Raw genomic sequence first — 22,191 nt, 5'->3', positions numbered from 1 at the left:
GCCCCGCCGCGAAGGCGGGCCGACACGCATCTCCGGGGTCTTTCCGCGATCCCAGGCCGGAAATCAAGCAAACCGCGCCCGAAGGCTTGGGGCGCGCCCAATTCCTAGCGCGCTTCCGTCCCCGGTTCGCGGCCCGGCAACTGGCCCGGCTTGATCACCGGCATGCCGCTGTTCTCGGACTCGGGAGGCTTAACCACCAGGCCCGGGGCGGAATTACCGGGCGGCGTGATGACGCCGTCGTTCTTCTCGAGCTTGTCGCTCAAGGTCGAGCCGCCGGTCCCTTCCTCGGACGGACGAACCTTCTCCGGCACCGTCTCCGTGGAGGGCGGGATGTTCGGGGAGGTGTCGCGCCCTTTCAGCGGTGCATCGGGCGACTGGGCATAGGCGCCCGACGCCGTCAGGGCAAAAGCAAGCAGTGCGGAGTGACGAAACAGTCTCGGCATCGATGTCCCCCAGAAAGTCGGGAGACAAACCGCTCCGGCGGCGATGCAGTTCCTATGGCGGCGCCGGATGACGGATGAGACCGGCCCGCCCTTATGTCCCGGCCATCTCCAGATAAAGTGCGCGCAGCCGCTTCGTCAGCGCGCCCGGCTTGCCGTCGCCCAGTTCGTGCCCGTCGATGTCGATGACGGGCATCACGAAGGCGGAAGCGCTCGTGTAGAAGGCCTCCTGCGCCGCGAACGCCTCCTCCACGGAAAACAGCCGCTCCTCGATCGTCAGGCCTGCTTCCTCGGCAAGGCGCATGACGGCGAGGCGCGTGATGCCGGGCAGCAGGGCGGTGGAGAGCGGGCGGGTGACCACCTTTCCGCCGGTGATGATGAAGGCGGTCGACGAGGAGCCCTCGGTGACGAAACCGTCCTCCACCATCCAGGCCTCCGCGACGCCGGCCTTGGCCGCGTCCTGCTTGGCCAGAACCTGGGCGAGGAGCGCCACGGACTTGATGTCGCGCCGCTTCCAGCGGATGTCGGGGACGGTAATGACCTTGGCGCCCCGCTCCGCCAGCGGGTTCCTGGCCACGGTCTTGGCCTGCGTGAACATCACCACGGTGGGTTCGGTCTCGGCCGGCGGGAAGGCGAAATCCCGCTCGTAGGCGCCCCGTGTCACCTGCATGTAAACGAGACCCTCGTCGACGCCGTTGCGGCGCACCAGTTCGGTCTCGAGCCGGATCCACTCTTCGGTCGGGTAGGGATTGCGAATGCCGATCTCGCCCAGCGACCGGTCGAGCCGGGCCAGATGCGCCGCGTTGTCCACGAGACGGCCGCCGAGGACGGCCGACACTTCATAAATGCCGTCCGCGAACAGGAAGCCTCGGTCCATGATCGACACGGTCGCCGCCTCGAAAGGCACGAACTCGCCGTTGACGTAGACGATGCGCGACATCGAACTTCCTTTTCTCCGGGCAGAAACGGCGGCTACGCCGCTACGCGATCCACGAAGCACGAAATGTGCTCCGCGGATCGCCGCGTCGGGTACGATTGACGATCAGGCCGTACCGAAAACGCGCGAAAAAATCGTGTCCACGTGCTTGAAATGGTAGCCGAGGTCGAAGCACTCCTCGATCTGCTCCGGGCTCAGCGACGCGGTGACGTCCGCATCGGCCTTCAGCAGGGTGAGGAAGTCGCCTTCGCCGCGCCAGACCGGCATGGCGTTACGCTGAACCAGGCGATACGCGTCCTCGCGGGATACGCCCGCCTGCGTCAGGGCCAGCAGCACCCGCTGCGAGTGGACGAGGCCGCCGAGCTTGTCGAGATTTCGCTGCATCTGCTCGGGATAGATCAGCAGCTTGTCGATCACGCCGGTCAGTCGCGCCAGAGCGAAATCGAGAGTTACCGTCGCGTCGGGGCCGATCATGCGCTCCACCGAGGAATGCGAGATGTCGCGCTCGTGCCAGAGCGCCACGTTCTCCATGGCGGGGAGGGCGAACGAGCGCACCATGCGGGCGAGACCCGTCAGATTCTCGGTGAGGACGGGATTGCGCTTGTGCGGCATGGCCGACGAGCCCTTCTGGCCCTCGGAGAAGAACTCTTCCGCTTCCAGAACTTCCGTGCGCTGCAGGTGGCGTACCTCGATGGAGAGACGCTCCACCGAACTCGCGACGACGCCCAGGGTGGCGAAGAACATGGCGTGGCGGTCGCGGGGGATGACCTGCGTGGAGACCGGCTCGGGGGTGAGGCCCATCGCCTTGGCGACATACTCCTCCACGCGCGGGTCGATGTTGGCGAAGGTGCCGACGGCGCCAGAGATCGCGCAGGTGGCGACTTCCTCGCGGGCGGCGACGAGACGGGCGCGGGTGCGCTCGAACTCGGCATAGGCCTGGGCGAGCTTCAGGCCGAAGGTCACCGGCTCGGCATGGATGCCGTGCGAGCGACCGATGGTCGGGGTCAGCTTGTGCTCGAATGCCCGGCGCTTGATCGCGGCGAGAAGCGCATCAACATCTTTGATCAGGATGTCGGCGGCCCGGACGAGCTGCACGTTGAAACAGGTGTCGAGGACGTCCGATGAGGTCATGCCCTGGTGCACGAACCGCGCATCGGGGCCCACAATCTCGGCCAGATGCGTCAGGAAGGCGATGACGTCATGCTTGGTGACCGCCTCGATGGCGTCGATGCGGGCGACGTCGAAGACCGCGTCGCGGCCCTTTTCCCAGATCGTCGCAGCAGCTTCCTTGGGCACGACGCCGATCTCGGCCAGCGCCGTGGTGGCGTGAGCCTCGATCTCGAACCAGATGCGGAAGCGGCTTTCGGGTGACCAGATCGCCGTCATTTCGGGGCGGCTATAGCGGGGGATCATGCGACGCCTCGGGCAGGACGGGTTGGAGCGATGAGGCTGGCGCCTAGCATGAGCGGAGGCTGCGCTCAACGCGACGTCACAGAAGCACTCTGTATGGAGTGATACATTTATGCATCGCAGTGGCGAAACCAGAGGCGTCCGAATAGCCGAGCTGATGCACTAATGACGGGATTTCCATCGCATGTCCTGAAACTTGGGCAATATTCTAGAATAATTATCAAAAGATTCCAAAATCTAGGTCGCTGTCAAACTGGCCGCAACCGGTTGCCGATCAATTTAGCGTGTCTATTAGACAAATAGCATCTGCACGATGAGCGGAATATATCGCTATTTATGCAGAATATTGCAAATATAACTGAGGCGCACCGATGCACCCCTTTGTCCGCCTACGTCTGATCACGGTTCTAACAGCCGTACCTTTCATGTCGGACGTGCGGGCAGCCAAAGCACAGGCAGATATTCCCGATTCCGGTCATCATGCTGAAGTCACGTTAGACCAGCTCAATGTCGAGGGAACAGGGGGACATACTACAGGCTACCGCGCCAACCGCAGCCGGAGCGCGACGAAGACGGACACCCAGCTGATCGACACCCCGCAGGCGGTGACGGTCATTACGCGCGAGCAAGTCCAGGATCAGGGGTTCCAGGGAGTCACCGAAGCCCTGCGCTACGTGCCCGGCGTGTTCCTGCACCAGGGTGCCGGCAACCGGGACGAGGTCGTGATCCGCGGGCAGCAATCCAGCGCCGATTTCTACGTCAACGGCATGCGCGACGACGCGATGTACTACCGCGATCTCTACAACGTCGAGCGGATCGAAGTGCTCAAGGGACCGAACGCAATGATCTTCGGTCGCGGCGGCGGCGGGGGCGTCGTCAATCGCGTGCTCAAGGACGCCACCGGAACTCCGGTTCGGGAAGTCATCCTTCAGGGTGGCCAGTATTTCAATAAAAGGGTGGCCGTGGATGTCGGCGACCGGGTCTCGGACAGCGTGTTCTTCCGCCTCAACGGAATGTTCGAGGATAGTAGCACCTATCGTGACCACGTCGATCTGCGGCGCTGGGGCATCAATCCGACGGCGACGATCCTGCTCGGGCCCGAGACCACGCTGAAACTGTCCTACGAGTATTTCCACGACGATCGGACGGCGGATCGCGGGATCCCGTCCCAGTTCGGGCGGCCCTATCGGTATCGCGACAACATCAGAACGTTCTTCGGCAATCCCGACCTCAGCTACTCCCGCGTGGATGCACATATCGCGACGGCGGTTCTCGATCACCGCTTCGCCTCGGGCGTCGAGATGCGGAGCCAGTTCCGCTACGCCGATTACGCCAAGGCCTATCAGGTCGTGTATCCGAGCATCCGCGCCGGCGGTGCGGTGAACGCCGCCGGGACGACCGTCGATCTCAGCGCGTTCAACAACGACACGCCGAGGACAAACTTCTTCAACCAGAACGATTTCACGTACAAATTCGCCACGGGGCCGCTGGCCCATACGCTGCTCGCGGGTTTCGAACTCGGCAAGCAGGAAGGCATCACCTACCGGGAGGAAGGCTTCTTCGCGACGACCGGAACGCAGACGCTGACCGTCAATCCGCTCTCACCGGTTTCGCGAGTCCCCGTCAGTTTCCGCAACCTGGCTTCGTCCTCCAACAGCCGCTACGACCTCGGACTGGCTGCGGTCTACGTCCAGGATCAGATCGAGATCGGCCCCCATGTCCAGGTGATCGGTGGCCTGCGCTACGATCATTTCGATTTCTCCTCGACGGACCGGCGCACCAACGTCACCAATTCCCGCATCGATGATCTGCTGTCGCCCAGGGTCGGATTGGTGTTCAAGCCGGTGGACAGCCTCGCCTTCTACGGCAACTACAGCATCTCCTACCTGCCATCCGCCGGCGACCAGTTCAGCGCCCTGTCCGAAGGGCTCGCCATCGCCGAGCCGGAGCGGTTCGAGAACCGCGAGGTCGGCGTGAAATGGGACCTCTCGTCGACGCTCCAACTCACCGGCGCGCTCTACGACCTCGACCGGTTCAACCAGCGGCTCGCCGATCCGAACCGCCCTGGCTTCTTCCTGCTGAGCGGCCAGACCAACGCGAAGGGTGTCGAGATCGGCGCGAACGGCTTCGTCACCGATTGGTGGCAGGTCGCGGGCGGCTATGCCTTCACCGATGCGCGCATCGTCAGCGGGTTCAGCTCGGCACTTATCGTCCCGGGCAACCATGTCGGACTGGTGCCGTTCAACGCCGTCACCTTATGGAATAAGTTCGCGGTCACGCCGTTCTTCTCGTTCGGTATCGGCGCGATCCATCAGACCCACACGTTCGCGGCGGCCGACAACACGGTCAGACTCCCAGGCTACACCCGCTTCGATCTCGGCCTCTTCTATCAGGTCACGGATCTGGTGCGGGCGCAGATCAACATCGAGAATCTTTTCGACCGGGGCTACATCGCCACGGCGGACGGCAACAACAACATCAGCCCGGGCGCACCGAGGATCATTCGCGCTCAGGTGATCGCCAAATTCTGACGCGTGGTTCGCGTCGACGCCGCTCCGGTGAGCGATCGGGGCGGCGGACTAATCCACCCGCTGCCAGCCCGGCCCCATCAGGCGCTCCTGGGGTCGGAAGCGGGCCTTGTAATCCATCTTGCGTGAGCCATCGACCCAATAGCCAAGATAGAGATAGGGCAGGCCGAGGGAAGCGGCGCGGCGGATATGGTCGAGGATCATAAACGTTCCGAGCGAACGCTGGGCCTCCACCGGATCGTAGAAGGAATAGACCATCGACAGGCCATCGGAGAGCACATCCGTCAGGCAGAGAGCTACGGTCGGACCCGTACCCCGCCCGTTGATCGCGGTGTCCGGGCCGCGTCGGCGATAGGCCACGAGGTGGGTATCGACGTGGCTGTCCTCGATCATCATAGCGTAGTCGAGCACCGTCATGTCGACCATGCCACCATCACCGTGGCGCGCGTCGAGATAACGGCGAAAGAGAGCGTATTGCTCCGAGGCAGGACGATTGGGCTCAGGATTGCCGATGAGATCCGCGTTCCGCTGGAGGATGCGGCGATGGCTCGCCGAAGCGACGAAATCCGACACCAGAACTCGCACGGAGATACATGCCCGACAGGTCTCGCATGCCGGGCGATAGGCTATGGTCTGCGAGCGTCGGAAGCCGCCCTGCGTGAGGATCTCGTTGAGGTCACGGGCGCGCCGCCCCACGAGATGGGTGAACACCTTCCGTTCCTCCTGACCCGGCAGATAAGGGCAGGGCGAAGGTGCCGTCAGATAGAATTGCGGGGTGTCTCGGGGATGGCTCGTCACGCTTGCAGCTGACCTTGGGGCCGGCGGGAGCGTTCCCCGCACTCGATGAGTGTACCCGCCCCGTGCCAGGTCTCAAGTGGGTGAACGTCGCGGTATCTCATTTTCAGCGTGAAGGCTGGCATGGTCGGCCCGCCGAGCGTATCACCGCGCCCGGGCGGGGAGCGACCGTATTTCGGAGGCAATTCAGGACGAAATCATCCCATGTCGTGACCGGGCTCATGTCGGTGAGTTGAAACACGATAGCAAAATTCTCACGGGAATTGTGTTCGTTGCCATCAGCAGGGGCAAAATCGTGACGCGACATCGGAGGATCGCGAGACGACCGGCATGCGACTCGGACGCGGTCGATCTACTTTTGCAAGACTGGACAAGGAATTAGTCAGATCAGCTCCCTCCAACTAACGCCGATGCGCTACGACCCGCCGAGTGCCGCGAAGGCCAATCCCTTCGGGGATGCCGCTCGATCGGCCGATTATACGCATCACGTCATTGTTGTCTTGGTCGTCTCGTTCATCGCCCGGCTGGTCGCGGTGCGATTTCTCGACCTTACCTTCATGGAGACATACGGTGCCGTCGTCGCGAGGAACCCGTCGATCTCGTTCTTCGACCAGCCACCCCTGACATGGTGGACGATCGCCGGTGTCATGCGTCTGTTCGGATCCGACGATGCAGTGATCGTGCGCCTCCCATTCCTGGTGATGTCGGTGGTTTCGGGGTGGTTGATCTATCTGATCACACTGCGGATCTTCAATTCGCGTGCCGGGCTCTACGCTGTCTGCGCCTACTCCCTGTCCCCGCTTCTCGGATTGTCGGATGGGAGTCTGGCCCAGACGAACGGGCCGATGACCCTTTTCATCCTCGCCGCCCTGCTTGCCTTCCTTCACATCGATTTCGCCGCCCGAAGAATGCAGGACAACGGGATCTGGTTTGCCTGCGCCTTCCTGTTCGGTTGTGCCCTTGCCTCGAAGTACCTCGCGGTCCTTCTTGTGCCGGGCCTTCTCGTCGCAGTTGCGAGCCAAGCCGAGGGAAGGCGCTGGCTCCTTCGGCCGGCCACCTATTTCGGCCTCGTCTTCCTGTTGTTGCCGCTCCTCCCGGTCATCATCTGGAATGCGGAGCACGGCTGGGTTTCGTTCCTATATCAGGGTGCGCGCGCCGAAGGGAACGGGAGCGTGAACCTCACGAGAGCGTTCCGCTGGACCCTGACACAGGTAATGATCGTCCACCCACTCGTGTTATTTCCCGCCTTCTACATGCTGTATCGAAGCCTGAGAAACGGCCCGAGGGAGGCAGGACCCTGGCTTCTCGCCTGTCTCGCGGCGCCCGTTCTTCTGTTCATTCTCGGTGTGATGGTGTGGAGCAGCCATCCACTGCGCGGCTATCACTGGGCGTCCATGGGGTATCTTCCCCTGCTGCCGCTCGTAGGCGCCTGGGCGGACGGCCTCGCAGCCAGCGACCGGCCGGACGCCGCACGGCGCTGGCTCGCGACGCTAGCCGCAACGACGATCCTGGCGATCGGCCTACTACTGCTACATGCCTTTACCGGCTGGGCCGAGCGGGTCGCTCCGGCTAAAGCGTTCCGAAACCAGGATCCAATCCTCCTGGAACTCTACGATTGGAGCGATCTTCCCTCCGCGCTGAATGCTCGCGGTGTCGATCCCGCCCGCACCTTCATTGCCGCCACTCGTTGGGAAGATTGCGCCAAGGCCTTCTATGCCATCCGACAGCAGTTCCGCAGCCTGTGCCTCGCCGGAGACAATATCCACTTCACCTATCTCGCGGATCCGGCGCGCTTCCGGGGTATGGATGCCATCATCGTCGACAGGTATGCCAATCCCGATGCAATCCGGTATAATCTCGATAATCATTTCGCGACGTTCTCGGAGGACTCACCCATCCGTCTGACTTTCAATGGGCGCAAGATGCACGATCTGAAGGTCGTTCGGGCGAGCCGTTTCGATGGTACCTGGCCGAAGCCCAGGATCGGCGCGAAAGGCCGCCAGTGACTCTCACTCTGCCCCAGGCGACGTTCGCACCCGATGCGGATCGGCCTCTCGTCACGATCGTCATCCCGACATTCAACGAGCGGGATAACATCGCGGTCATCTGCGGCCGGATCGCCGCCTCGCTCGACCGACATCCGTTCGAGGTGATCGTCGTCGACGACGATTCCCCGGATGGCACCTCAGCCGTCGTCGAGAGCTTGGCCAAGGCCGATTCCCGGATCAGAATCATCACGCGGACCGGCCGACGCGGGCTGGCGGGAGCCTGTATCGAGGGGATGCTCGCGGCGCGGTCCGAACTCGTTGCGGTCATGGATGCGGACCTCCAGCACGAGCCTGCGACCCTCGTGCCAATGCTCGACCTGATGGCGTCGACCAAGTGCGACATCGTCATCGCCAGCCGTTATGTCGACGATCCCGACGTGGCGGCCTTTTCGTCCGTCCGACAAGCCTTGAGCAATGCCGGCAACCGTCTGGTACGGGCTCTGCTGCGGGTCCAGACCAGCGATCCCATGAGCGGTTTCTTCCTCATGCGCCGAAGTATTTTGGTGAAAGCCGAGCCGCGCCTGAGCCGCGACGGCTTCAAGCTTCTCGCAGACATCCTTGTTCAGGGTGGGCGGGCGATGAAGATCAAGGAGGTTCCTTACGTCTTCGGGCCCCGGCTTACCGGGCAAAGCAAGCTCGACGAGAGGGTTCTCTTCGACTTCGCCGTCCTTCTCATTGCGAAATCCGTCTTCGGAGCACTTCCGACGCGGTTCGTCTCCTTCGCCCTGGTCGGTGGCCTAGGTGTCATCGTCCATCTGGCCCTTCTGGGGCTGATGCTATACGTCCTGAACGATAATTTCCTGCTGTCTCAGACTGCTGCCACGCTCGGCGCCATGACGGCCAATTTTTTCCTGAACAACGTCCTGACATATCGGGACCAGCGGATCGTCGGGATCGACCTTCTGCGAGGGCTTGCGGTGTTCTGCCTGTCCTGTTCCTGCGGTGCGTTCAACAACATCCTGGTCGCACACCTCATCTATACAGCGACGGGCATCTGGTGGCTGGCTACGGGGGTGGGCATCCTGGTGGGGGCCGCCTGCAACTACGTATTGTCGGCCCTCACGGTCTGGCGGCGTTTCGACAAGCGGCAAGATCGGGAAAAGCAAGCACCTGAGGGAGACGCCGTTCTATCGAAGGGCGGCGGAGACGTCGGTATCGCGCAGCCCCCTTACGTCTCGCGGTAGAGACGAAATCCTCCTTGGACCTCGTCCCCCGGTGTAATCAGAGCCGCACCGCCGCGAGGCCGACGAGAACGTCGTGGCCCAGGCGCCGGTCCGATCTCATGAGGCCGAACAGGATATCGACGAACCAAAGCAGGAACGTCGAGATGGCGACGTAGAACAGCAGGGCGTGGATGGCGGCGGTGAGGAAATCCACCCGTAGGCCGCTGGCCGGAGTCACCACGCGCAAACCCATCATCCGCATGCCCCAGGTGCTCTGGGCGGCGCCGCCCACCGTCACCGCGCTGTAGAGGATGCCGCTGGCGGGAAGGATCGCGAACAGGGTCCAGCCGAGCCCGAAGGTCAGCACCCCGAGCACCGTGATCGCCAGGGTGAGGAGCGCGGTGAAGCCCAGGATGAAGAGAATGTCGAGGAGATAGGCGACGAAACGTGCGCCGAGGCTCGCCCGCACAAAGGGCATCGGAAGGTTGCTCGGAAAGCCGGTCCCGAAACGCTCGGCATAGCCGGCGGGGTCGTAGCCTGGGGGCGTGTTGAGCATGGCCGGTAGCCTTTGAGAGGGGAGACGGTTCTCCTTCATGAGAAGACATGGGAGGGCCCATGCCTTCACTCAAGGTCACATGGGCTTCGTTGCCACTCCGTCAGGCGGATTGCTCGATCACACCGCGCCATCCCAATCCGCGATACGTCTCGTAGCCAGGCGTCTCGTGGAAGGCGACGAGGCGCCCCGCTGCATCGATGTAGCTTCCCTGGCTCCGTCCCTCCGTGCGGAGGGGATAGCGCTCCGTGAGGAGTCCGTTGCCCTTGGAACAGGCGATGACGCGGTTCTCGGCATCGAGCAGCATGACACGGCTATGGGCCCGCTCCGCCGGCGCGAGGCGGACACCCTCGACGATGGTGCGTGCCTGCGGCTCCCAATCGAAATGGATTGCGAGAAAGCCGATCGCCTTGCCGTTCGTCTCACCACCTGATCGCACGGAGGCGACATAGGTGGCGCCCTGCGCCCCGTTGAGCGCGGCGACCCGCGCCACATTGGCCACGGCGAAGTCATCGCCCGAGGCTAGCGGCTTGGCGCGGGCAAACCACGGCTCATGGCTCACATCCTGGCCGACCACATTGAACCGGTCGGGCCGGCCATTGGCGATGACCTTGCCGTCGAGGCTGCACAGCCAGAGATCGAGATAGACCGTGTAGGCGGAGAGGATGACTCCGAGCCGGTGCGAGGCGTGTTTCCGTGCCGCTTCCGACGGGGCGAGCGCGCACTCGACGACCGCGGCATCGGTCGCCCACCACCTCACGTCGCAGGTCCGCTCGTAGAGGTTGCGGTCGATGATCTCCACGGCGTTGAGGGCGAGATCGATGCAGCGCGCGGAACGGCTCTCGCTGGCGAGATGCTCCACGGCCTGCGTCAGGTTGTCGACACCGTCTCCCAGGGCGTTGCCGAGGCCTGAGACGAGACCCTCGATCTCACCCGCAACGGTGCGGACCTCATTGGCGACGACGGAGAAGCCGGCCCCGCGTTCCCCCGCATGAGCGGCCTCGATGAGGGCGTTAAGGGCCAGCAGATTCATGCGCCGGGTGATGGACTTGATCGATCCCACGCTGCGGTGAGTGAGGGCTTTCAGCTGCTGGGTCGACGTCTCTACGAGCATCGAAAGACTGTCGGCTGGATGATCTGCCTCGTTGAGTTTTGTCGACATCGCATCCTCAAAATGGATCGCCCAAGCTCAGCGCTTGGTATTTAAATATCGATTCAAGATCGAGATTGGCCGGCAGGCGACTGCGAACGATTCGAGGTCTGCCGGTCAGAGACAATCCTGTCGCCTCCCCAAGGAAACCCAAGCAATAAGAATGCCAGGGCCGCGCGAATGCCTAGAGCCGTGCCCTGGCGGGTTGAATCGCTTGGGGTAGGCGATCTGGCTGGCGTGTGATTCACTGGACGGGCTTATGAGGGAGGATTGCCATGCCGTCAGCCCTGTCGGTCGATCTGCGCGAGCGTGTGGTCGCCGCGATTGAAGCAGGTGCATCGCGGCGTCAGGCTGCCAAACGCTTCGGGGTCGGGGCAGCCAGCGCGATCCGTTGGCACGAGCGCTTTCGGCAGGACGGGCGGATCGCGCCCAGGCCCATGGGCGGCGACCGCAACTCGCAGCGCCTGGAAGCGCAGGCGACCCTGATCCTTCGGATCTACGAAGAGCACCCGCTCTCTTTCCTGCGGGAACTGCGCGACAGGCTCTCGGAACGGGGCGTCCGGGCAAGCACGAGCAGCCTGTCACGCTTCTTCGCCCGGCATGGGATCACCCGTAAAAAGGGGCTGTCCACGCGGCCGAGCAGGAGCGGCCGGATGTGAAGGCCGCACGCGAGGACTGGTTCGAGCGCCAACCCGATCTCGATCCGGATCGCTTGGTCTTCCTCGACGAGACGGCCGCCACGACCAAGATGGCCCGCCGCTATGGTCGTGCTCCGCGCGGCGAACGCTGCCGGATCGCCGTGCCTCACGGGCACTACAAGACCACTACCATCACCGCCGCCCTGCGCGCCACGGGACTGATCGCCAGAACCGTCTTCGATGGAGCCACGAATGGTATGCGCTTCCGGGCCTACGTCACCGACACCCTGGCTCCGGTGCTCAAGCCCGGCGATACCGTCATCCTCGACAACCTGAACGCCCACAAGGTCGCTGGGGTGCGCGAGGCCATCGAGGCGGTCGGCGCACGAGTTCTCTACCTCCCGCCCTACAGTCCCGAGTTCAATCCCATCGAGCAAGTCTTTGCCAAGGTCAAAGCCCTCCTTCGGACCGCCGCAGCGCGAACCGCCGACGACCTGACCATCGCCATTCGAGAGGCTTTCTCTGCCTTCCGGCCGAACGAGTGCCGCAACTATCTCACCGCCGCTGGATACGATGCCTATGATCCAAGCTGAGCGGGCACAACTCTAGCGCGCCGGCACGGGGTCGTTTGCTTCGGAATCTAACGTTTCGAGATAGTATTTCTTAAGCATGAAAAGCGCTCCGCCCGACACCGCCTTGTGGTCCATGCGGACGCCGATGAGACCCGCGCCGCCGTCGAACAGGCAGTCGATGCGGTGCTGGCGTTGGCCCAAAGCGTAATCGACGCGCACGCTGTCGGGCGCCGATCCACGGCCGACATGGAGCAGACGGGGCGGGAGGTCCGATGCCACCAGCGCAGGAAGCGTTCGCCGGCAGGTGGTGATCCGCTGCCGGTCGATGGAGCTGTCGCAGCCTGCCAGGAAGGGGGCGACCAGAAGCAGGAGCGCAGCAGGGCCGATGACGGCCCGTCGGCGCATTTCAGAGGCCGTCGCGCAGGCGCTCGGCCACGCGGGGGGCGTAGTAGGTCAGGATGCCATCGGCGCCGGCACGTTTGAAGGCGAGGAGGCTCTCGGTCATGGCACGGGTGCCGTCGAGCCAGCCGTTGAGGGCGGCGGCCTCGATCATCGCGTACTCTCCCGAGACCTGGTAGGCGAAGGTCGGGACGCCGAACTCGTCCTTCACCCTCCGGATGATGTCGAGATAGGGCAGGCCGGGCTTCACCATCACGGAATCGGCGCCTTCGTCGAGGTCGAGGGCGACTTCCCTGAGGGCTTCGTCCGAATTGCCCGGATCCATCTGGTAGGTGCGCTTGTCGCCCACCAGGGCCGCCGTCGTGCCGATGGCATCTCGGAACGGGCCGTAGAAGGCACTGGCATACTTCGCCGCGTAGGCCATGATCTGGACGTCACGGAAGCCGGCCTTGTCGAGGCCGCTCCGGATCGCGCCGACGCGACCGTCCATCATGTCGGAGGGGGCGATGATGTCGGTTCCCGCCTCGGCCTGGATCAGGCTCTGCTCCACGAGGAGCGCCACCGTCTCGTCGTTGAGAATAGCCCCGTCCTCGATCAGGCCGTCATGGCCGTGGCTGGTATAGGGATCGAGGGCGACGTCGGTCATCACGCCGATCTCGGGCACGGCCTTCTTCACCGCACGCACCGCGCGGCAGACGAGGTTATTGGAGTTCAGGGATTCCGATCCGGTCGGGTCGCGCAGGGCGGGGTCGGTATAGGGAAAGAACGAAATCGCAGGGATTCCCAGCCGTGCCGCGCGCTCGGCGTCGCGGACCACCTCGTCCACGCTGAGGCGCTCCACCCCCGGCATCGAGGCGATGGGCTCGCGTCGGCCGGTCCCTTCGATGACGAAGAGCGGCCAGATAAGATCATCCACCGTCAGGGTATTTTCCCGCACCAGGCGGCGCGACCACTCCGCCTTGCGGTTGCGGCGGGGGCGCTGCGTGATGCTCAGCGACGCGGCGGAACTCGCCTTGGCCGTCTCGATGGCGAGGGGACGCGGGGTCGGGGTCGCTTCGGTCATGGTCTTCGTCTCGAATGCTCGTCGCGGGCGCGTCGGAGCCGGCCTAACACATCCCCAAAACTCTTCGAAACCCGGGCCGATCGCCGCTCCCCGATGGACGGGGCATGTTGACGGGTCTCGGCAGAGTTCGTCTAAGCGACCGGGCGAGCGTGGCATGTCCCGATGCTCGCACCACGGACCGCGTGGAAACCCGCGAGCCCCACGAGGGGCGAGACAGCCCCAGCCGGAGGCCAACCGGAGACGATGGATGGAGCCGGAGATCCTGTTCGAGCGGCGCGGCGAAGCTGGCCTCATCACTCTGAATCGGCCTAAATCCCTGAATGCGCTCACCTTCTCCATGTCGACGGCGATGTATCGCGCCCTGGCCGAATGGGAGCGGGACGACAGGATCACCCGCGTGGTCGTCCGTGGCCGGGGCGGCCGGGCCTTCTGTGCCGGTGGTGACATCCGCCAGATCTACGACCTCTTGCGGGAGGGGCTGGACGAGGAGGTGAGGCAGTTCTGGCTCGCCGAGTACCACCTCAACGCTTATGTGAAGCGCTATACCAAACCCTACATCGCCCTGATCGAGGGGATCGTGATGGGCGGCGGAGTCGGGCTGTCCCTGCATGGCAGCCATCGGGTCGCCTCGGAGCGCTACGCGCTGGCGATGCCGGAAGTGGGAATTGGGTTCTTTCCGGATGTGGGAATGACTCATGCGCTGCCGCGTCTGCCCGGTTACGCGGGACATTATCTCGCCCTCACCGGCGCCCGGATCGGTGCCGGAGATGCCCTCGCTCTGGGGCTCGCCACCCATCATTCGGCGGCGGAAAACTTCGACGCGATCACGGATGACCTGGCCGAAGGTGGCGTCATCGGACGGGCTTTCGACCGCCACGCGACCGCCTTTCAGGAGGTCGGCCCGATCACGTCGCATGGCGGTACGATCGAGGCCTGTTTCTCCGCCGGCAGCGTCGTCGAAATCCTGGCGAGACTCGATTCGGACGGGTCGCCCTTCGCCACGGAGGCCGCCGCATTGATGCGCACGCGCTCCCCGCATTCCCTGTGCATCGCCCACGAACAGATGAAGCGCGGCCTCGCCATGGATTTCGCCGAGGCGATCCAGGCGGAGTATCGCCTCGCCATGCGCGCCATGCACTGGCACGACTTCCGGGAAGGGGTCCGCGCCGTGCTCGTGGACAAGGACAACCGCCCGGACTGGCGACCCGCGACCCTGGCCGAGGTGGACCCGGCGGCGATCGCCGAGGCCTTCACCGATCTGCCCGATGGCGACGCGCCGAAATTCGATGGATCAGAAAGGATCTTATCATGAGGGGACTGACCAAGGTCGGTGCGACGCGGGACGGGCGCGGGCGCGCCAGCGAGATGGCCGGCGACCGGATCGAGCGGTCGCCGCGTGCACCGCAGACGGGGTGGGACGTGGTTCTGGTCTGGTTCATGCGCCTGACGGCGATGTTCTGGCTGGCAAAGGGCGTCTCTACCTGGGCGACGATCCTCGATATCTTTCCCGGAGCCCGTCCTTTCGAGGCCGAACCCCTCGGCCGCCAAGCCGTCATCGTCTATTTCGCGGTGATCGACTTCACGGCGGCGATCGGGATGTGGCTGACCAGCGCCTGGGGCGGTGTGGTCTGGTTGTTGGCCGCCACGAGTGCCGTCACCCTGGCGATCCTCACTCCGCATCTGCTGCCGATGTCGGTCTCGTCCCTTGCTGCGCATGCAAGTATCATTGTGGTCTACTTCGCTTTGTCTTGGGCTGCGGCTCGCGAGGTCAGGTAAACAACACCTTACTGGATTACTTTCATTTTGCATTTACCGACAGAGGTAAATCGCATATTCATCCTATCGCTTAAATCGTCTTTCATCGGTCACTCGTAAATTGGCTTCATAAGCGGTGCCGAACACCACGGCGCCCGAGCAAGAACCCTGACGAGGCAATCAGATGAAGTCCCAGTCCGCCAAGGTGATCGAGACCAATACTTCCACCGAGACCACCCCGGTGCATGGATCCTATCTCGAAGCGCTGCATCTCGTGGAACGGCTCCACCGCCGCCTGCTCGATGTGATCAAGGACGAGTTTGAGCGCCGGGGCCGCGAGGACGTCAACAGCGTCCAGGCGCTGCTGCTCTACAACATCGGCGACAAGGAACTGACGGCCAGCGAGCTCCGGACGAAGGGCTACTATCTCGGCTCCAACGTCTCCTACAACGTCAAGAAGCTCGTCGAGGCCGGCTACCTCCACCACGCCCGGTCGAAGACCGACCGCCGCTCGGTCCGGATCAGCCTCACCGACAAGGGCCGGTCCATCCACGACATCATCCAGGGCCTCTACGATAAGCACGCCCGGACCATCCAGCCGATCGGCGGCATCTCCGACGACGATTTCGGGCGCCTCAACGTCGCCCTCGGCCGTCTCGAGCGCTTCTGGACCGACCAGATCCGCTACCGCCTCTAAGCAGGGTCCCGTTGGCACGCCAACGCTTCATGCTGCTCAGCTCCTTGATGTGTCGCAGGTTTTAATCGCGGAACCGGGGGCCACTTCTGCGAAACCTGCTTAGGACGACAGAGATGGCGAATCGCCGGGAACGAGATATGAACCGGGGCGGCCAGGCATGACCGGAGGCCGCCCGGCGCGCAGCAGGTTCCGACTGGTTTCCTGGGGCCGAGCCTCGCTATCCAGTACCGAAGGCGTGCCGAACCGAAGGACAATGAAGCGATAGCCGCAGAGCCCTCACCAGACTCGCTGCAAACTTTATTACCCTGAATCGATTTAGGCGGTTCTCTTGAACGTTCCTAACCCGTAATGGGAAATTCTTGATTGAAGCTTGTTTGGTGCGCTCTGAGCAAGCTAATTAGGTATAATGACCGTCTCGATTCCAACTCTACAACTGACCGAGCTGATCGTCTTCATGACGTGCGGGCTCGTGTTCGTATACGGCTGGTTTCTTCGTAGAGATGAGTTCTCATTCCTCTGCTTCGGATCGAACTATCTGATCAGCGCCGCGATAACAGTCGGCTTCGACGACTTCGGCCGCTACGGGAGTTGGCTTTCTTCGCTGGGTTGGTCGCTGACGGCTTGCATGTTCTGGGTCGGTTTTCGCGTCTTCGACGGGCGAAGACCTCTGACGCCCGTCATGGCCGTCCTGACCTTGCTGCCGGCTCTCCTGCATGTCGGTCTGGCGGCGATCGGTCGGGATGCCGAGACGGTCAATACGGTGAGTACGCTGGCTTATGCGCAGCTTGAGGCCGCGATAGCCGTTTACGTGCTTTCGACCTCGCGGGGATCGGCCATACGGCGCATCGCAGGCCTTGCGCAGGCTGCCATCGCCGCTGCGCTCTGTCTGCCGATCCTGCCGTTCTCACCCAACGTCGAGCAACTGACGGTGGTGATCGTTGCGATCAACGATCATGTGACGTCGATCGTGCTCACGACAGCGATCCTCGCCCTTCAGTCCGAGAGGTCCTATGCGGCGTTGGAGCAGATTGCGAATCACGATCCCCTGACCGGCGCCCTGAACCGCAAGGGCCTTGATCGCGAACTCAAAAAAGAGCGGAAGGTGGCCGGGGTGATCGTCGCCGATCTCGACCACTTCAAAGCCATCAACGATCGATTCGGCCACGCCGCCGGAGACGACGTTCTGCGCGAGTTCGTCAAATGCGCAAAGTCGGTCCTACCGGAGGCGGCTATTCTCGCTCGCCTTGGCGGCGAGGAATTCGTGATCGTCCTTGAAGGGCACGATCGCCACGCGACTGTCTTCCTCGCCGAACGCCTTCGCTTCACACTTCAAGACAAGCCGATCGCATGGAACGGTCACTCGATTGCGGTCACGGTCAGCCTCGCCGTCGAGATGACGGATGACGGAGCGGAGGTCGTGGCTGCTATCGAACGAGCGGATGCAGCTTTGTACAGGGCCAAGATCAGCGGGCGGAATCGGGTCCAAGTCGTATGAGGGCCAATGCGCGGCTCGTCGCAGATGATGCCTCGGAGTGCCGAACCGAACCGTTCGATCTGGTCGAGCGTGACGAGGGTTGCCGCGAGGCCTGTGAAGGCCTCGTGGATGTCGCGAAATCGTGTTCCCTCGCGTAGCTTTTGGCGGCGCAATACGAGGACCGGCTGAGGTCGGGAAGATAGCTCTGCCGTGGCCGACCCGACGACGGGGGTTGCCGGGCGTACCCCGCCAACCCAGTCATCGTCCAAAGTCGAGACCAACCCGAATTCGTCTCGGGACAATCGAACGTTCGGCCCGTCGTTACGAAGGCTGCTCCTCCCCGACACGCTCTTCCTCCTCGGAAAGAGCGGGAATGTCGTCGGCATCGTCTCCGACCAGTTCATCGAGTTCATCGATCAGGTCGTTCACCTGATCCTCCGTGGCGAGGATACGGAAGATCTCCCCGTCCACGGTCTCGATGGTCAGTCGATAGCCTCCCGCCGTCTCGTCGGTGAGGACGCGAGCCAGCTTCTTCGTCAGTGTCATGCGAGTTTCCTATCGTCAGGCATCGCCCGACCCCTCTCGTCACACCGTTCGACGTGGCGAGGGAGGTCGTGCGAACGGGTTCGGCCGAGGGTCAGATCAGGTCGGAAAAGACGCGATGGGACCAGGCCGCGAATGAGGCGGGACGAGACGGGGCCTGCTGCATTTCGGCCCGTGCCGGTTTCGGGCGTCTCGGACCGGGCGTCGTCTTCCCCTGCCGCTGGGGCTTGGGAGGGCCGCCCACCGCGTCCCGTTCGAAGAGCAGGCAGGCTCCGTCCTCGTCCGAGATCCAGCCGCGATCCGCCCAGCCGATGAAGCGGCCGTCATAGGCGTAGACCTTGTCATCGTGGATGAAAGCCGCGGCCTTGCCGTTCCAGAGATAGAGCGAGTGCCCGTCGTGGCAAAAAACCGCCTCGCCGCCATCTCTGTCGAAGAACTCGATCATGGACGGCTCAAACCCCGATCTGGCTGTTGTGTAGCGTGCGGAGGTCGACGTAGCTCATGGTCTCGCTGCTCCAGGTCGGTCCGTCATCGTCGTGCAGCCTCTTGGCGAGCGGCTTGTGCTTGTCGCCCTGATAGACCCCCAAGATGACGGTCTGGCCATCGGTGTCGTCGCTCTCGATCCGGTAGTGCGGCTGGACTTTCGATCCGACCCGGCTGAGGCGAACACGCAGCGTCGGGTTGCGCGTCTGGTCGGGGACCATGTTGAGGTAGACGCCTTTCAGATATTCCAGACGCTCGGCTTTCCGGCCGGCGAGATCCGCGATGGAGACGTTCTCGGCGAGCAGGTCGGGTTGGTTCATGATGGATCTACTTTCCAATTGTTGTGATGGCACGTGGTCCACCCGCAGAGACTGAATGCATCGACGCGCGATGTTCCCTGCGGGGGCGTTCGTCCTTGGGTGTGACGTGGACTTTGTTCGGCCGGCACTCGAATGTCGGCATGAGGGGCAGGGCGGCGCTGCCATCCACGCCGCGAGATTTCGCGGTGCGGGGGCTACGATATTCACACATCTCGCAGGTTGCGCAGCCCTCTTCCCCAGCGGATCTCGGGCCTGCCCGAGATCCGTCGAGCTTGTGGGGTGGAGGTGGGGCTGGTTGGGCGACCCTCAAGCTGCGGAGGCAAGCGGCGCCACCCCCAATCCTGATCTCTTCCCACAAGGCGGAGAGGGAGGCGCTTTGCCTGCACAAGTAGATGGGTGAATACCGTCTCCTTGCAGCAGAGGGAACCCGTCGCCACTATTGTCGAACGCGCTTGGATGAAGCGAACGGCGTTTGAGTCACTGTGCGAAGCCGGTAGGCGCGTGCGGCGGCGGAAGGCCGATATCGATCTGCGTCAGTGCAAGGTCGGCGGCGGTTCGAGGAACGCGCGCATGCCGTCACCTTCCTCGGCGGCCTCGATGAATGCGTCGAGGGCATCTTCGTCGGAGGCGAAGGTGGTGGCCCAGACCGTCGACCAACCCGTCTGATCGATGACTTCGAGTGTCCACCGATCCTGCGTGCCGGCGAAGCGATAGACGTTCACCGTCACCGTGATGCCGTCCTGGGTCGCCCGTCCTGTGAGGTCCGAGAATTCCATGGCTGGCATCTCGTGGGTCATGGGGTGTTTCTCTCGAATGACGAGTTCACCGCAGGGACCCGAACGTGTCCCCATCTCATGAGCCGAAGTGACCATCCTAGCAGAGTTCTCGACGGAACGGTCTCGTAAAGTTCACCCTTGCGGCGAGACCAGTGACGTCGACATTTCGATGGGTGACATGACTGACGATCTCTGCACCGACCCGATCCCCTGTCCCGAGCGAGCACGAAAAAGGCGGCATTCCCGATGGAATGCCGCCCCTTCAAACCGCTCCAGGGAGCGATCGACTTGGTCGCGATCGACTTAGTTGAAGGTGTCGATCTCAGCCGACTCGTAGCTGGTGACTTCCATGCCGACGCACACTTCCTGAACGATGGGGGCAGACCACGTCATGACGTTTCTCCTGGTTGGTAGTGATGAGGCTTGGTGACACGGGCCCGTGAGGGCGCCGATCCCTTAGTTGAAGGGATCGATTTCCGCCGACTCGTAGCTGGTGACTTCCATGCCGACGCAGATTTCCTGAACAACGGGGGTAGACCATGCCATGGCAGAACTCCTTCGTGTCCGACGCCCTCAACATAGGCAATGAGTTGGGCGCAATACAAGCGGGCACGAGACTTATATTTTTCATATGATGGATCGTAAGGGCCGGATTTCACCCGATAAGAGGACGATTTTCCTTCTTTAGGGAACTATGATGCAGGATTGTGCTGCTTCGGTACCCCATCCCGGCCGCGGCGCCGCCCGTTCCGAACGTCGAAACGGCGGTTCCCACGGCCGTCCCGGCCATCCCGCCGACAGGTCTGAAAGACAGGGGGAAATTCATCTTGACGCGCCCCGTGGCGGAGCGCATGGGGGCGCCGCCGACGGCTTCCCCTCGGCGATCCGCATGTGCGCATCGCAGGTGGAGGCTTTGGAGCCCGAATTTCCCATCCATGCCCAGCGACAGTCCCGTCGATCCAGCCCGCCCGGCCGATATCGTTCTGACCGCCTGAGGCCCTGACGGGTTCACACGCGGCTCACCGCGATCCGGCCGAACACGGCCCGATCGCACTCCTCCCCCGAGGTGAGCCCATGAACCAGATCGCCCCCTTCCCGACCAAGATCGATCCCTCCGTGCTGGCCGCCCGGTTGTCGGACGAACGCGCGCCCGACATCGTCGAGGCGCTGAACGAGGAGGCGCCCGAGGTCGCCGCCGCGATCCTGCTCGGGCTGCCCCATGACCGGGCGGTGGAGGTACTCGACCAGCCGGAACTCGACCTCGCCGCCGACATCATCGAGATGCTGCCGCGCGACCGGGTCGCCTCCTACCTGTCCGGCATGTCGGCGGATCGGGTGACGGACGTGTTCCGCGAGATCGAGGAGCCGGGCCGCTCCGATCTGAGGGCGCGGCTCGATGCGGAGACGCGCGGCACGATCGACCGGCTCAGCGCCTATGGCGAGGAGAGCGTGGGCTCGCTGATGACCACGGAATTCGTCAGCGTCCCGGGCAACTGGACGGTGCAGCAGACCCTCGACCATGTCCGTACCGTCGAGAAGACCCGCGAGACGATCTACGCGATCTTCGTCCTCGATCCGCGCACCCAGGCGCTGACGAAGGCCGTGCCCCTGCGCCGGCTGATCTCCGGCAATCCCGACGATAACGTCCTCAGCGTCGCCGCCGGCCGGCGGCCGCTCGCCGTCTCGCCCACCGCCAGCCGCGAGGAGGCGGCGCGGCTGATCTCGAAATACGATCTGCTGGCCCTGCCGGTGGTGGATGCGGTGGGCCACCTCATCGGCATCGTCACGGTGGACGACATGATCGACGCCATGGTCGAGAAGCAGACGCAGGACGTGCAGCGCTTCGGCGGCATGGAGGCCCTGCCCGAGCCCTATATGGATATCGGCTTCGGCACGATGATCCGGAAGCGCGCCGGCTGGCTCTGCGCCCTGTTCCTCGGCGAGATGATGACGGCCACGGCGATGCAGGGGTTCGAGGGAGAACTGGAGAAGGCCATCGTCCTCACCCTGTTCATCCCGCTCATCATGAGTTCGGGCGGCAATTCGGGCAGTCAGGCAACCTCGCTCCTCATCCGCGCGCTCGCGCTCCACGAAGTCCGCCTGCGCGACTGGTGGCGGGTGGCCCTGCGGGAAGTGCCGACCGGGTTGCTGCTGGGCGCCATCCTGGGGACGATCGGCATCGTTCGCATCGTCGTCTGGCAGAAGGCGGGGCTCTACGATTACGGCGAGCACTGGATGCTGGTGGCGGCGACGGTGGGGGCCGCCCTGGTCGGCATCGTCACCTTCGGTTCGCTGACGGGATCGATGCTGCCCTTCGTGCTCCAGCGGCTCGGCTTCGATCCGGCGACCGCCTCCGCGCCCTTTGTGGCGACGCTCGTCGACGTCACCGGCCTCGTCATCTACTTTTCGGTGGCGATGCTGATCCTGCGCGGCACGCTGCTCTGACC

Annotated in this window: 23 protein-coding genes; 9 read left to right on the top strand and 14 right to left on the bottom strand. The window is 63.5% G+C overall.

Annotation, left to right across the window (positions count from 1 at the left end; translation table 11 throughout):
- Positions 1-104: 104 nt before the first annotated feature.
- The 3 genes from ACYQML_RS24455 to purB form a co-directional block, all read right to left on the bottom strand.
- Positions 105-443, bottom strand: a complete 339-nt coding sequence (locus ACYQML_RS24455) for a hypothetical protein (RefSeq protein ID WP_461234315.1) — start codon at positions 441-443, stop codon at positions 105-107.
- A gap of 91 nt (positions 444-534) precedes the next feature.
- Positions 535-1,380 carry a D-amino-acid transaminase gene (locus tag ACYQML_RS24450; RefSeq protein WP_461234314.1) on the bottom strand — a complete coding sequence of 282 codons (846 nt, stop codon included), beginning with the start codon at positions 1,378-1,380 and terminating at the stop codon, positions 535-537.
- 102 nt (positions 1,381-1,482) lie between these two features.
- Complete coding sequence (purB, locus tag ACYQML_RS24445) at positions 1,483-2,790, bottom strand: adenylosuccinate lyase (protein WP_461234313.1); 1,308 nt, start codon at positions 2,788-2,790, stop codon at positions 1,483-1,485.
- Between the two features lie 368 nt (positions 2,791-3,158).
- On the opposite strand from purB, the gene ACYQML_RS24440 reads away from it, so the two are divergent.
- A complete protein-coding gene (locus ACYQML_RS24440) occupies positions 3,159-5,318 on the top strand; it encodes a TonB-dependent receptor (protein ID WP_461234312.1) in 2,160 nt (719 codons plus the stop codon).
- A gap of 48 nt (positions 5,319-5,366) precedes the next feature.
- Here ACYQML_RS24440 and ACYQML_RS24435 read toward each other — a convergent pair whose 3' ends face one another.
- Entirely contained in the window at positions 5,367-6,113 is a 747-nt protein-coding gene (locus tag ACYQML_RS24435) for an arginyltransferase (protein WP_311276392.1), read from the bottom strand.
- Positions 6,114-6,520: 407 nt separating this feature from the next.
- Between ACYQML_RS24435 and ACYQML_RS24430 the strand changes: the two genes are divergently transcribed.
- Positions 6,521-8,116 (top strand): ArnT family glycosyltransferase, encoded by a 1,596-nt coding sequence (locus ACYQML_RS24430; RefSeq protein ID WP_461234311.1) that lies wholly within the window; start codon positions 6,521-6,523, stop codon positions 8,114-8,116.
- Entirely contained in the window at positions 8,113-9,342 is a 1,230-nt protein-coding gene (locus ACYQML_RS24425) for a glycosyltransferase (protein ID WP_461234310.1), read from the top strand. The genes ACYQML_RS24430 and ACYQML_RS24425 overlap by 4 nt, the downstream gene beginning before the upstream one ends.
- 37 nt (positions 9,343-9,379) lie before the next feature.
- On the opposite strand, the gene ACYQML_RS24420 is transcribed toward ACYQML_RS24425, so the two are convergent.
- Positions 9,380-9,877 carry an RDD family protein gene (locus ACYQML_RS24420; protein ID WP_461234309.1) on the bottom strand — a complete coding sequence of 166 codons (498 nt, stop codon included), beginning with the start codon at positions 9,875-9,877 and terminating at the stop codon, positions 9,380-9,382.
- 100 nt (positions 9,878-9,977) lie between these two features.
- On the bottom strand, positions 9,978-10,988 hold the full coding sequence (locus ACYQML_RS24415) for a methyl-accepting chemotaxis protein (protein WP_461234308.1): 1,011 nt from the start codon (positions 10,986-10,988) through the stop codon (positions 9,978-9,980).
- A gap of 311 nt (positions 10,989-11,299) precedes the next feature.
- Between ACYQML_RS24415 and ACYQML_RS24410 the strand changes: the two genes are divergently transcribed.
- Positions 11,300-12,255, top strand: a protein-coding gene (locus tag ACYQML_RS24410) for an IS630 family transposase (RefSeq protein WP_461222664.1) whose coding sequence is annotated in 2 segments (ribosomal slippage) — positions 11,300-11,651 and positions 11,651-12,255 — 957 coding nt in all. Because the reading frame shifts where the segments join, the coding sequence is not laid out codon by codon here.
- Between the two features lie 12 nt (positions 12,256-12,267).
- Here ACYQML_RS24410 and ACYQML_RS24405 read toward each other — a convergent pair.
- Both ACYQML_RS24405 and hemB read right to left on the bottom strand, forming a co-directional pair.
- Entirely contained in the window at positions 12,268-12,639 is a 372-nt protein-coding gene (locus ACYQML_RS24405; protein ID WP_056429290.1) for a hypothetical protein, read from the bottom strand.
- 1 nt (position 12,640) lies between these two features.
- Positions 12,641-13,696 (bottom strand): porphobilinogen synthase, encoded by a 1,056-nt coding sequence (hemB, locus tag ACYQML_RS24400; RefSeq protein WP_056429287.1) that lies wholly within the window; start codon positions 13,694-13,696, stop codon positions 12,641-12,643.
- Between the two features lie 247 nt (positions 13,697-13,943).
- Here hemB and ACYQML_RS24395 point away from each other — a divergent pair, with 247 nt between their 5' ends.
- From ACYQML_RS24395 to ACYQML_RS24380, 4 genes are all read left to right on the top strand, one after another.
- A complete protein-coding gene (locus ACYQML_RS24395) occupies positions 13,944-15,008 on the top strand; it encodes an enoyl-CoA hydratase/isomerase family protein (protein ID WP_461234307.1) in 1,065 nt (354 codons plus the stop codon).
- Entirely contained in the window at positions 15,005-15,472 is a 468-nt protein-coding gene (locus ACYQML_RS24390) for a DUF6163 family protein (RefSeq protein WP_461234306.1), read from the top strand. The genes ACYQML_RS24395 and ACYQML_RS24390 overlap by 4 nt, the downstream gene beginning before the upstream one ends.
- Before the next feature lie 163 nt (positions 15,473-15,635).
- Entirely contained in the window at positions 15,636-16,148 is a 513-nt protein-coding gene (ldtR, locus tag ACYQML_RS24385) for a transcriptional regulator LdtR (RefSeq protein ID WP_056429280.1), read from the top strand.
- 406 nt (positions 16,149-16,554) lie between these two features.
- A complete protein-coding gene (locus ACYQML_RS24380; RefSeq protein WP_461234305.1) occupies positions 16,555-17,643 on the top strand; it encodes a GGDEF domain-containing protein in 1,089 nt (362 codons plus the stop codon).
- Positions 17,644-17,943: 300 nt separating this feature from the next.
- Here the strand turns inward: ACYQML_RS24380 and ACYQML_RS24375 are convergent, their stop codons facing one another.
- From ACYQML_RS24375 to pqqA (ACYQML_RS24350), 6 genes are all read right to left on the bottom strand, one after another.
- Positions 17,944-18,168: a hypothetical protein gene (locus ACYQML_RS24375; protein WP_056429276.1), complete on the bottom strand. Its 225-nt coding sequence runs from the start codon at positions 18,166-18,168 to the stop codon at positions 17,944-17,946.
- Positions 18,169-18,259: 91 nt separating this feature from the next.
- Positions 18,260-18,610 carry a 4-fold beta flower protein gene (locus ACYQML_RS24370; protein ID WP_207411641.1) on the bottom strand — a complete coding sequence of 117 codons (351 nt, stop codon included), beginning with the start codon at positions 18,608-18,610 and terminating at the stop codon, positions 18,260-18,262.
- 7 nt (positions 18,611-18,617) lie between these two features.
- Positions 18,618-18,968 carry a hypothetical protein gene (locus tag ACYQML_RS24365; RefSeq protein WP_056429271.1) on the bottom strand — a complete coding sequence of 117 codons (351 nt, stop codon included), beginning with the start codon at positions 18,966-18,968 and terminating at the stop codon, positions 18,618-18,620.
- A 533-nt stretch (positions 18,969-19,501) separates the two neighbouring features.
- On the bottom strand, positions 19,502-19,765 hold the full coding sequence (locus ACYQML_RS24360; protein ID WP_056429269.1) for a hypothetical protein: 264 nt from the start codon (positions 19,763-19,765) through the stop codon (positions 19,502-19,504).
- Positions 19,766-20,047: 282 nt separating this feature from the next.
- The gene (gene pqqA, locus ACYQML_RS24355; protein WP_018042171.1) at positions 20,048-20,137 is read right to left on the bottom strand and encodes a pyrroloquinoline quinone precursor peptide PqqA; all 90 of its coding nucleotides are present in this window, start codon (positions 20,135-20,137) and stop codon (positions 20,048-20,050) included.
- Positions 20,138-20,200: 63 nt separating this feature from the next.
- Positions 20,201-20,290, bottom strand: coding sequence for a pyrroloquinoline quinone precursor peptide PqqA (gene pqqA / locus ACYQML_RS24350; RefSeq protein WP_056429267.1), 90 nt, complete (start codon positions 20,288-20,290; stop codon positions 20,201-20,203).
- 528 nt (positions 20,291-20,818) lie between these two features.
- Here pqqA (ACYQML_RS24350) and mgtE point away from each other — a divergent pair.
- Complete coding sequence (gene mgtE / locus ACYQML_RS24345; RefSeq protein ID WP_461234304.1) at positions 20,819-22,189, top strand: magnesium transporter; 1,371 nt, start codon at positions 20,819-20,821, stop codon at positions 22,187-22,189.
- Positions 22,190-22,191 lie beyond the last annotated feature (2 nt).

This window comes from Methylobacterium sp. CM6244, assembly GCF_054817885.1.
Note: the sequence above shows the minus strand (reverse complement) of the source record. Positions and strands in the feature narration are given on the sequence as shown.

What these genes read in the sequence shown, in the direction of transcription:
- ACYQML_RS24455 (WP_461234315.1), bottom strand. Translation starts at nt 443, where the DNA reads ATGCCGAGACTGTTTCGTCACTCCGCACTGCTTGCTTTTGCCCTGACG.
- ACYQML_RS24450 (WP_461234314.1), bottom strand. Translation starts at nt 1,380, where the DNA reads ATGTCGCGCATCGTCTACGTCAACGGCGAGTTCGTGCCTTTCGAGGCG.
- purB (WP_461234313.1), bottom strand. Translation starts at nt 2,790, where the DNA reads ATGATCCCCCGCTATAGCCGCCCCGAAATGACGGCGATCTGGTCACCC.
- ACYQML_RS24440 (WP_461234312.1), top strand. Translation starts at nt 3,159, where the DNA reads ATGCACCCCTTTGTCCGCCTACGTCTGATCACGGTTCTAACAGCCGTA.
- ACYQML_RS24430 (WP_461234311.1), top strand. Translation starts at nt 6,521, where the DNA reads ATGCGCTACGACCCGCCGAGTGCCGCGAAGGCCAATCCCTTCGGGGAT.
- ACYQML_RS24420 (WP_461234309.1), bottom strand. Translation starts at nt 9,877, where the DNA reads ATGCTCAACACGCCCCCAGGCTACGACCCCGCCGGCTATGCCGAGCGT.
- ACYQML_RS24415 (WP_461234308.1), bottom strand. Translation starts at nt 10,988, where the DNA reads ATGCTCGTAGAGACGTCGACCCAGCAGCTGAAAGCCCTCACTCACCGC.
- ACYQML_RS24405 (WP_056429290.1), bottom strand. Translation starts at nt 12,639, where the DNA reads ATGCGCCGACGGGCCGTCATCGGCCCTGCTGCGCTCCTGCTTCTGGTC.
- hemB (WP_056429287.1), bottom strand. Translation starts at nt 13,696, where the DNA reads ATGACCGAAGCGACCCCGACCCCGCGTCCCCTCGCCATCGAGACGGCC.
- ACYQML_RS24395 (WP_461234307.1), top strand. Translation starts at nt 13,944, where the DNA reads ATGGAGCCGGAGATCCTGTTCGAGCGGCGCGGCGAAGCTGGCCTCATC.
- ACYQML_RS24390 (WP_461234306.1), top strand. Translation starts at nt 15,005, where the DNA reads ATGAGGGGACTGACCAAGGTCGGTGCGACGCGGGACGGGCGCGGGCGC.
- ldtR (WP_056429280.1), top strand. Translation starts at nt 15,636, where the DNA reads ATGAAGTCCCAGTCCGCCAAGGTGATCGAGACCAATACTTCCACCGAG.
- ACYQML_RS24380 (WP_461234305.1), top strand. Translation starts at nt 16,555, where the DNA reads ATGACCGTCTCGATTCCAACTCTACAACTGACCGAGCTGATCGTCTTC.
- ACYQML_RS24375 (WP_056429276.1), bottom strand. Translation starts at nt 18,168, where the DNA reads ATGACACTGACGAAGAAGCTGGCTCGCGTCCTCACCGACGAGACGGCG.
- ACYQML_RS24370 (WP_207411641.1), bottom strand. Translation starts at nt 18,610, where the DNA reads ATGATCGAGTTCTTCGACAGAGATGGCGGCGAGGCGGTTTTTTGCCAC.
- ACYQML_RS24365 (WP_056429271.1), bottom strand. Translation starts at nt 18,968, where the DNA reads ATGAACCAACCCGACCTGCTCGCCGAGAACGTCTCCATCGCGGATCTC.
- ACYQML_RS24360 (WP_056429269.1), bottom strand. Translation starts at nt 19,765, where the DNA reads ATGACCCACGAGATGCCAGCCATGGAATTCTCGGACCTCACAGGACGG.
- pqqA (WP_018042171.1), bottom strand. Translation starts at nt 20,137, where the DNA reads ATGACGTGGTCTGCCCCCATCGTTCAGGAAGTGTGCGTCGGCATGGAA.
- pqqA (WP_056429267.1), bottom strand. Translation starts at nt 20,290, where the DNA reads ATGGCATGGTCTACCCCCGTTGTTCAGGAAATCTGCGTCGGCATGGAA.
- mgtE (WP_461234304.1), top strand. Translation starts at nt 20,819, where the DNA reads ATGAACCAGATCGCCCCCTTCCCGACCAAGATCGATCCCTCCGTGCTG.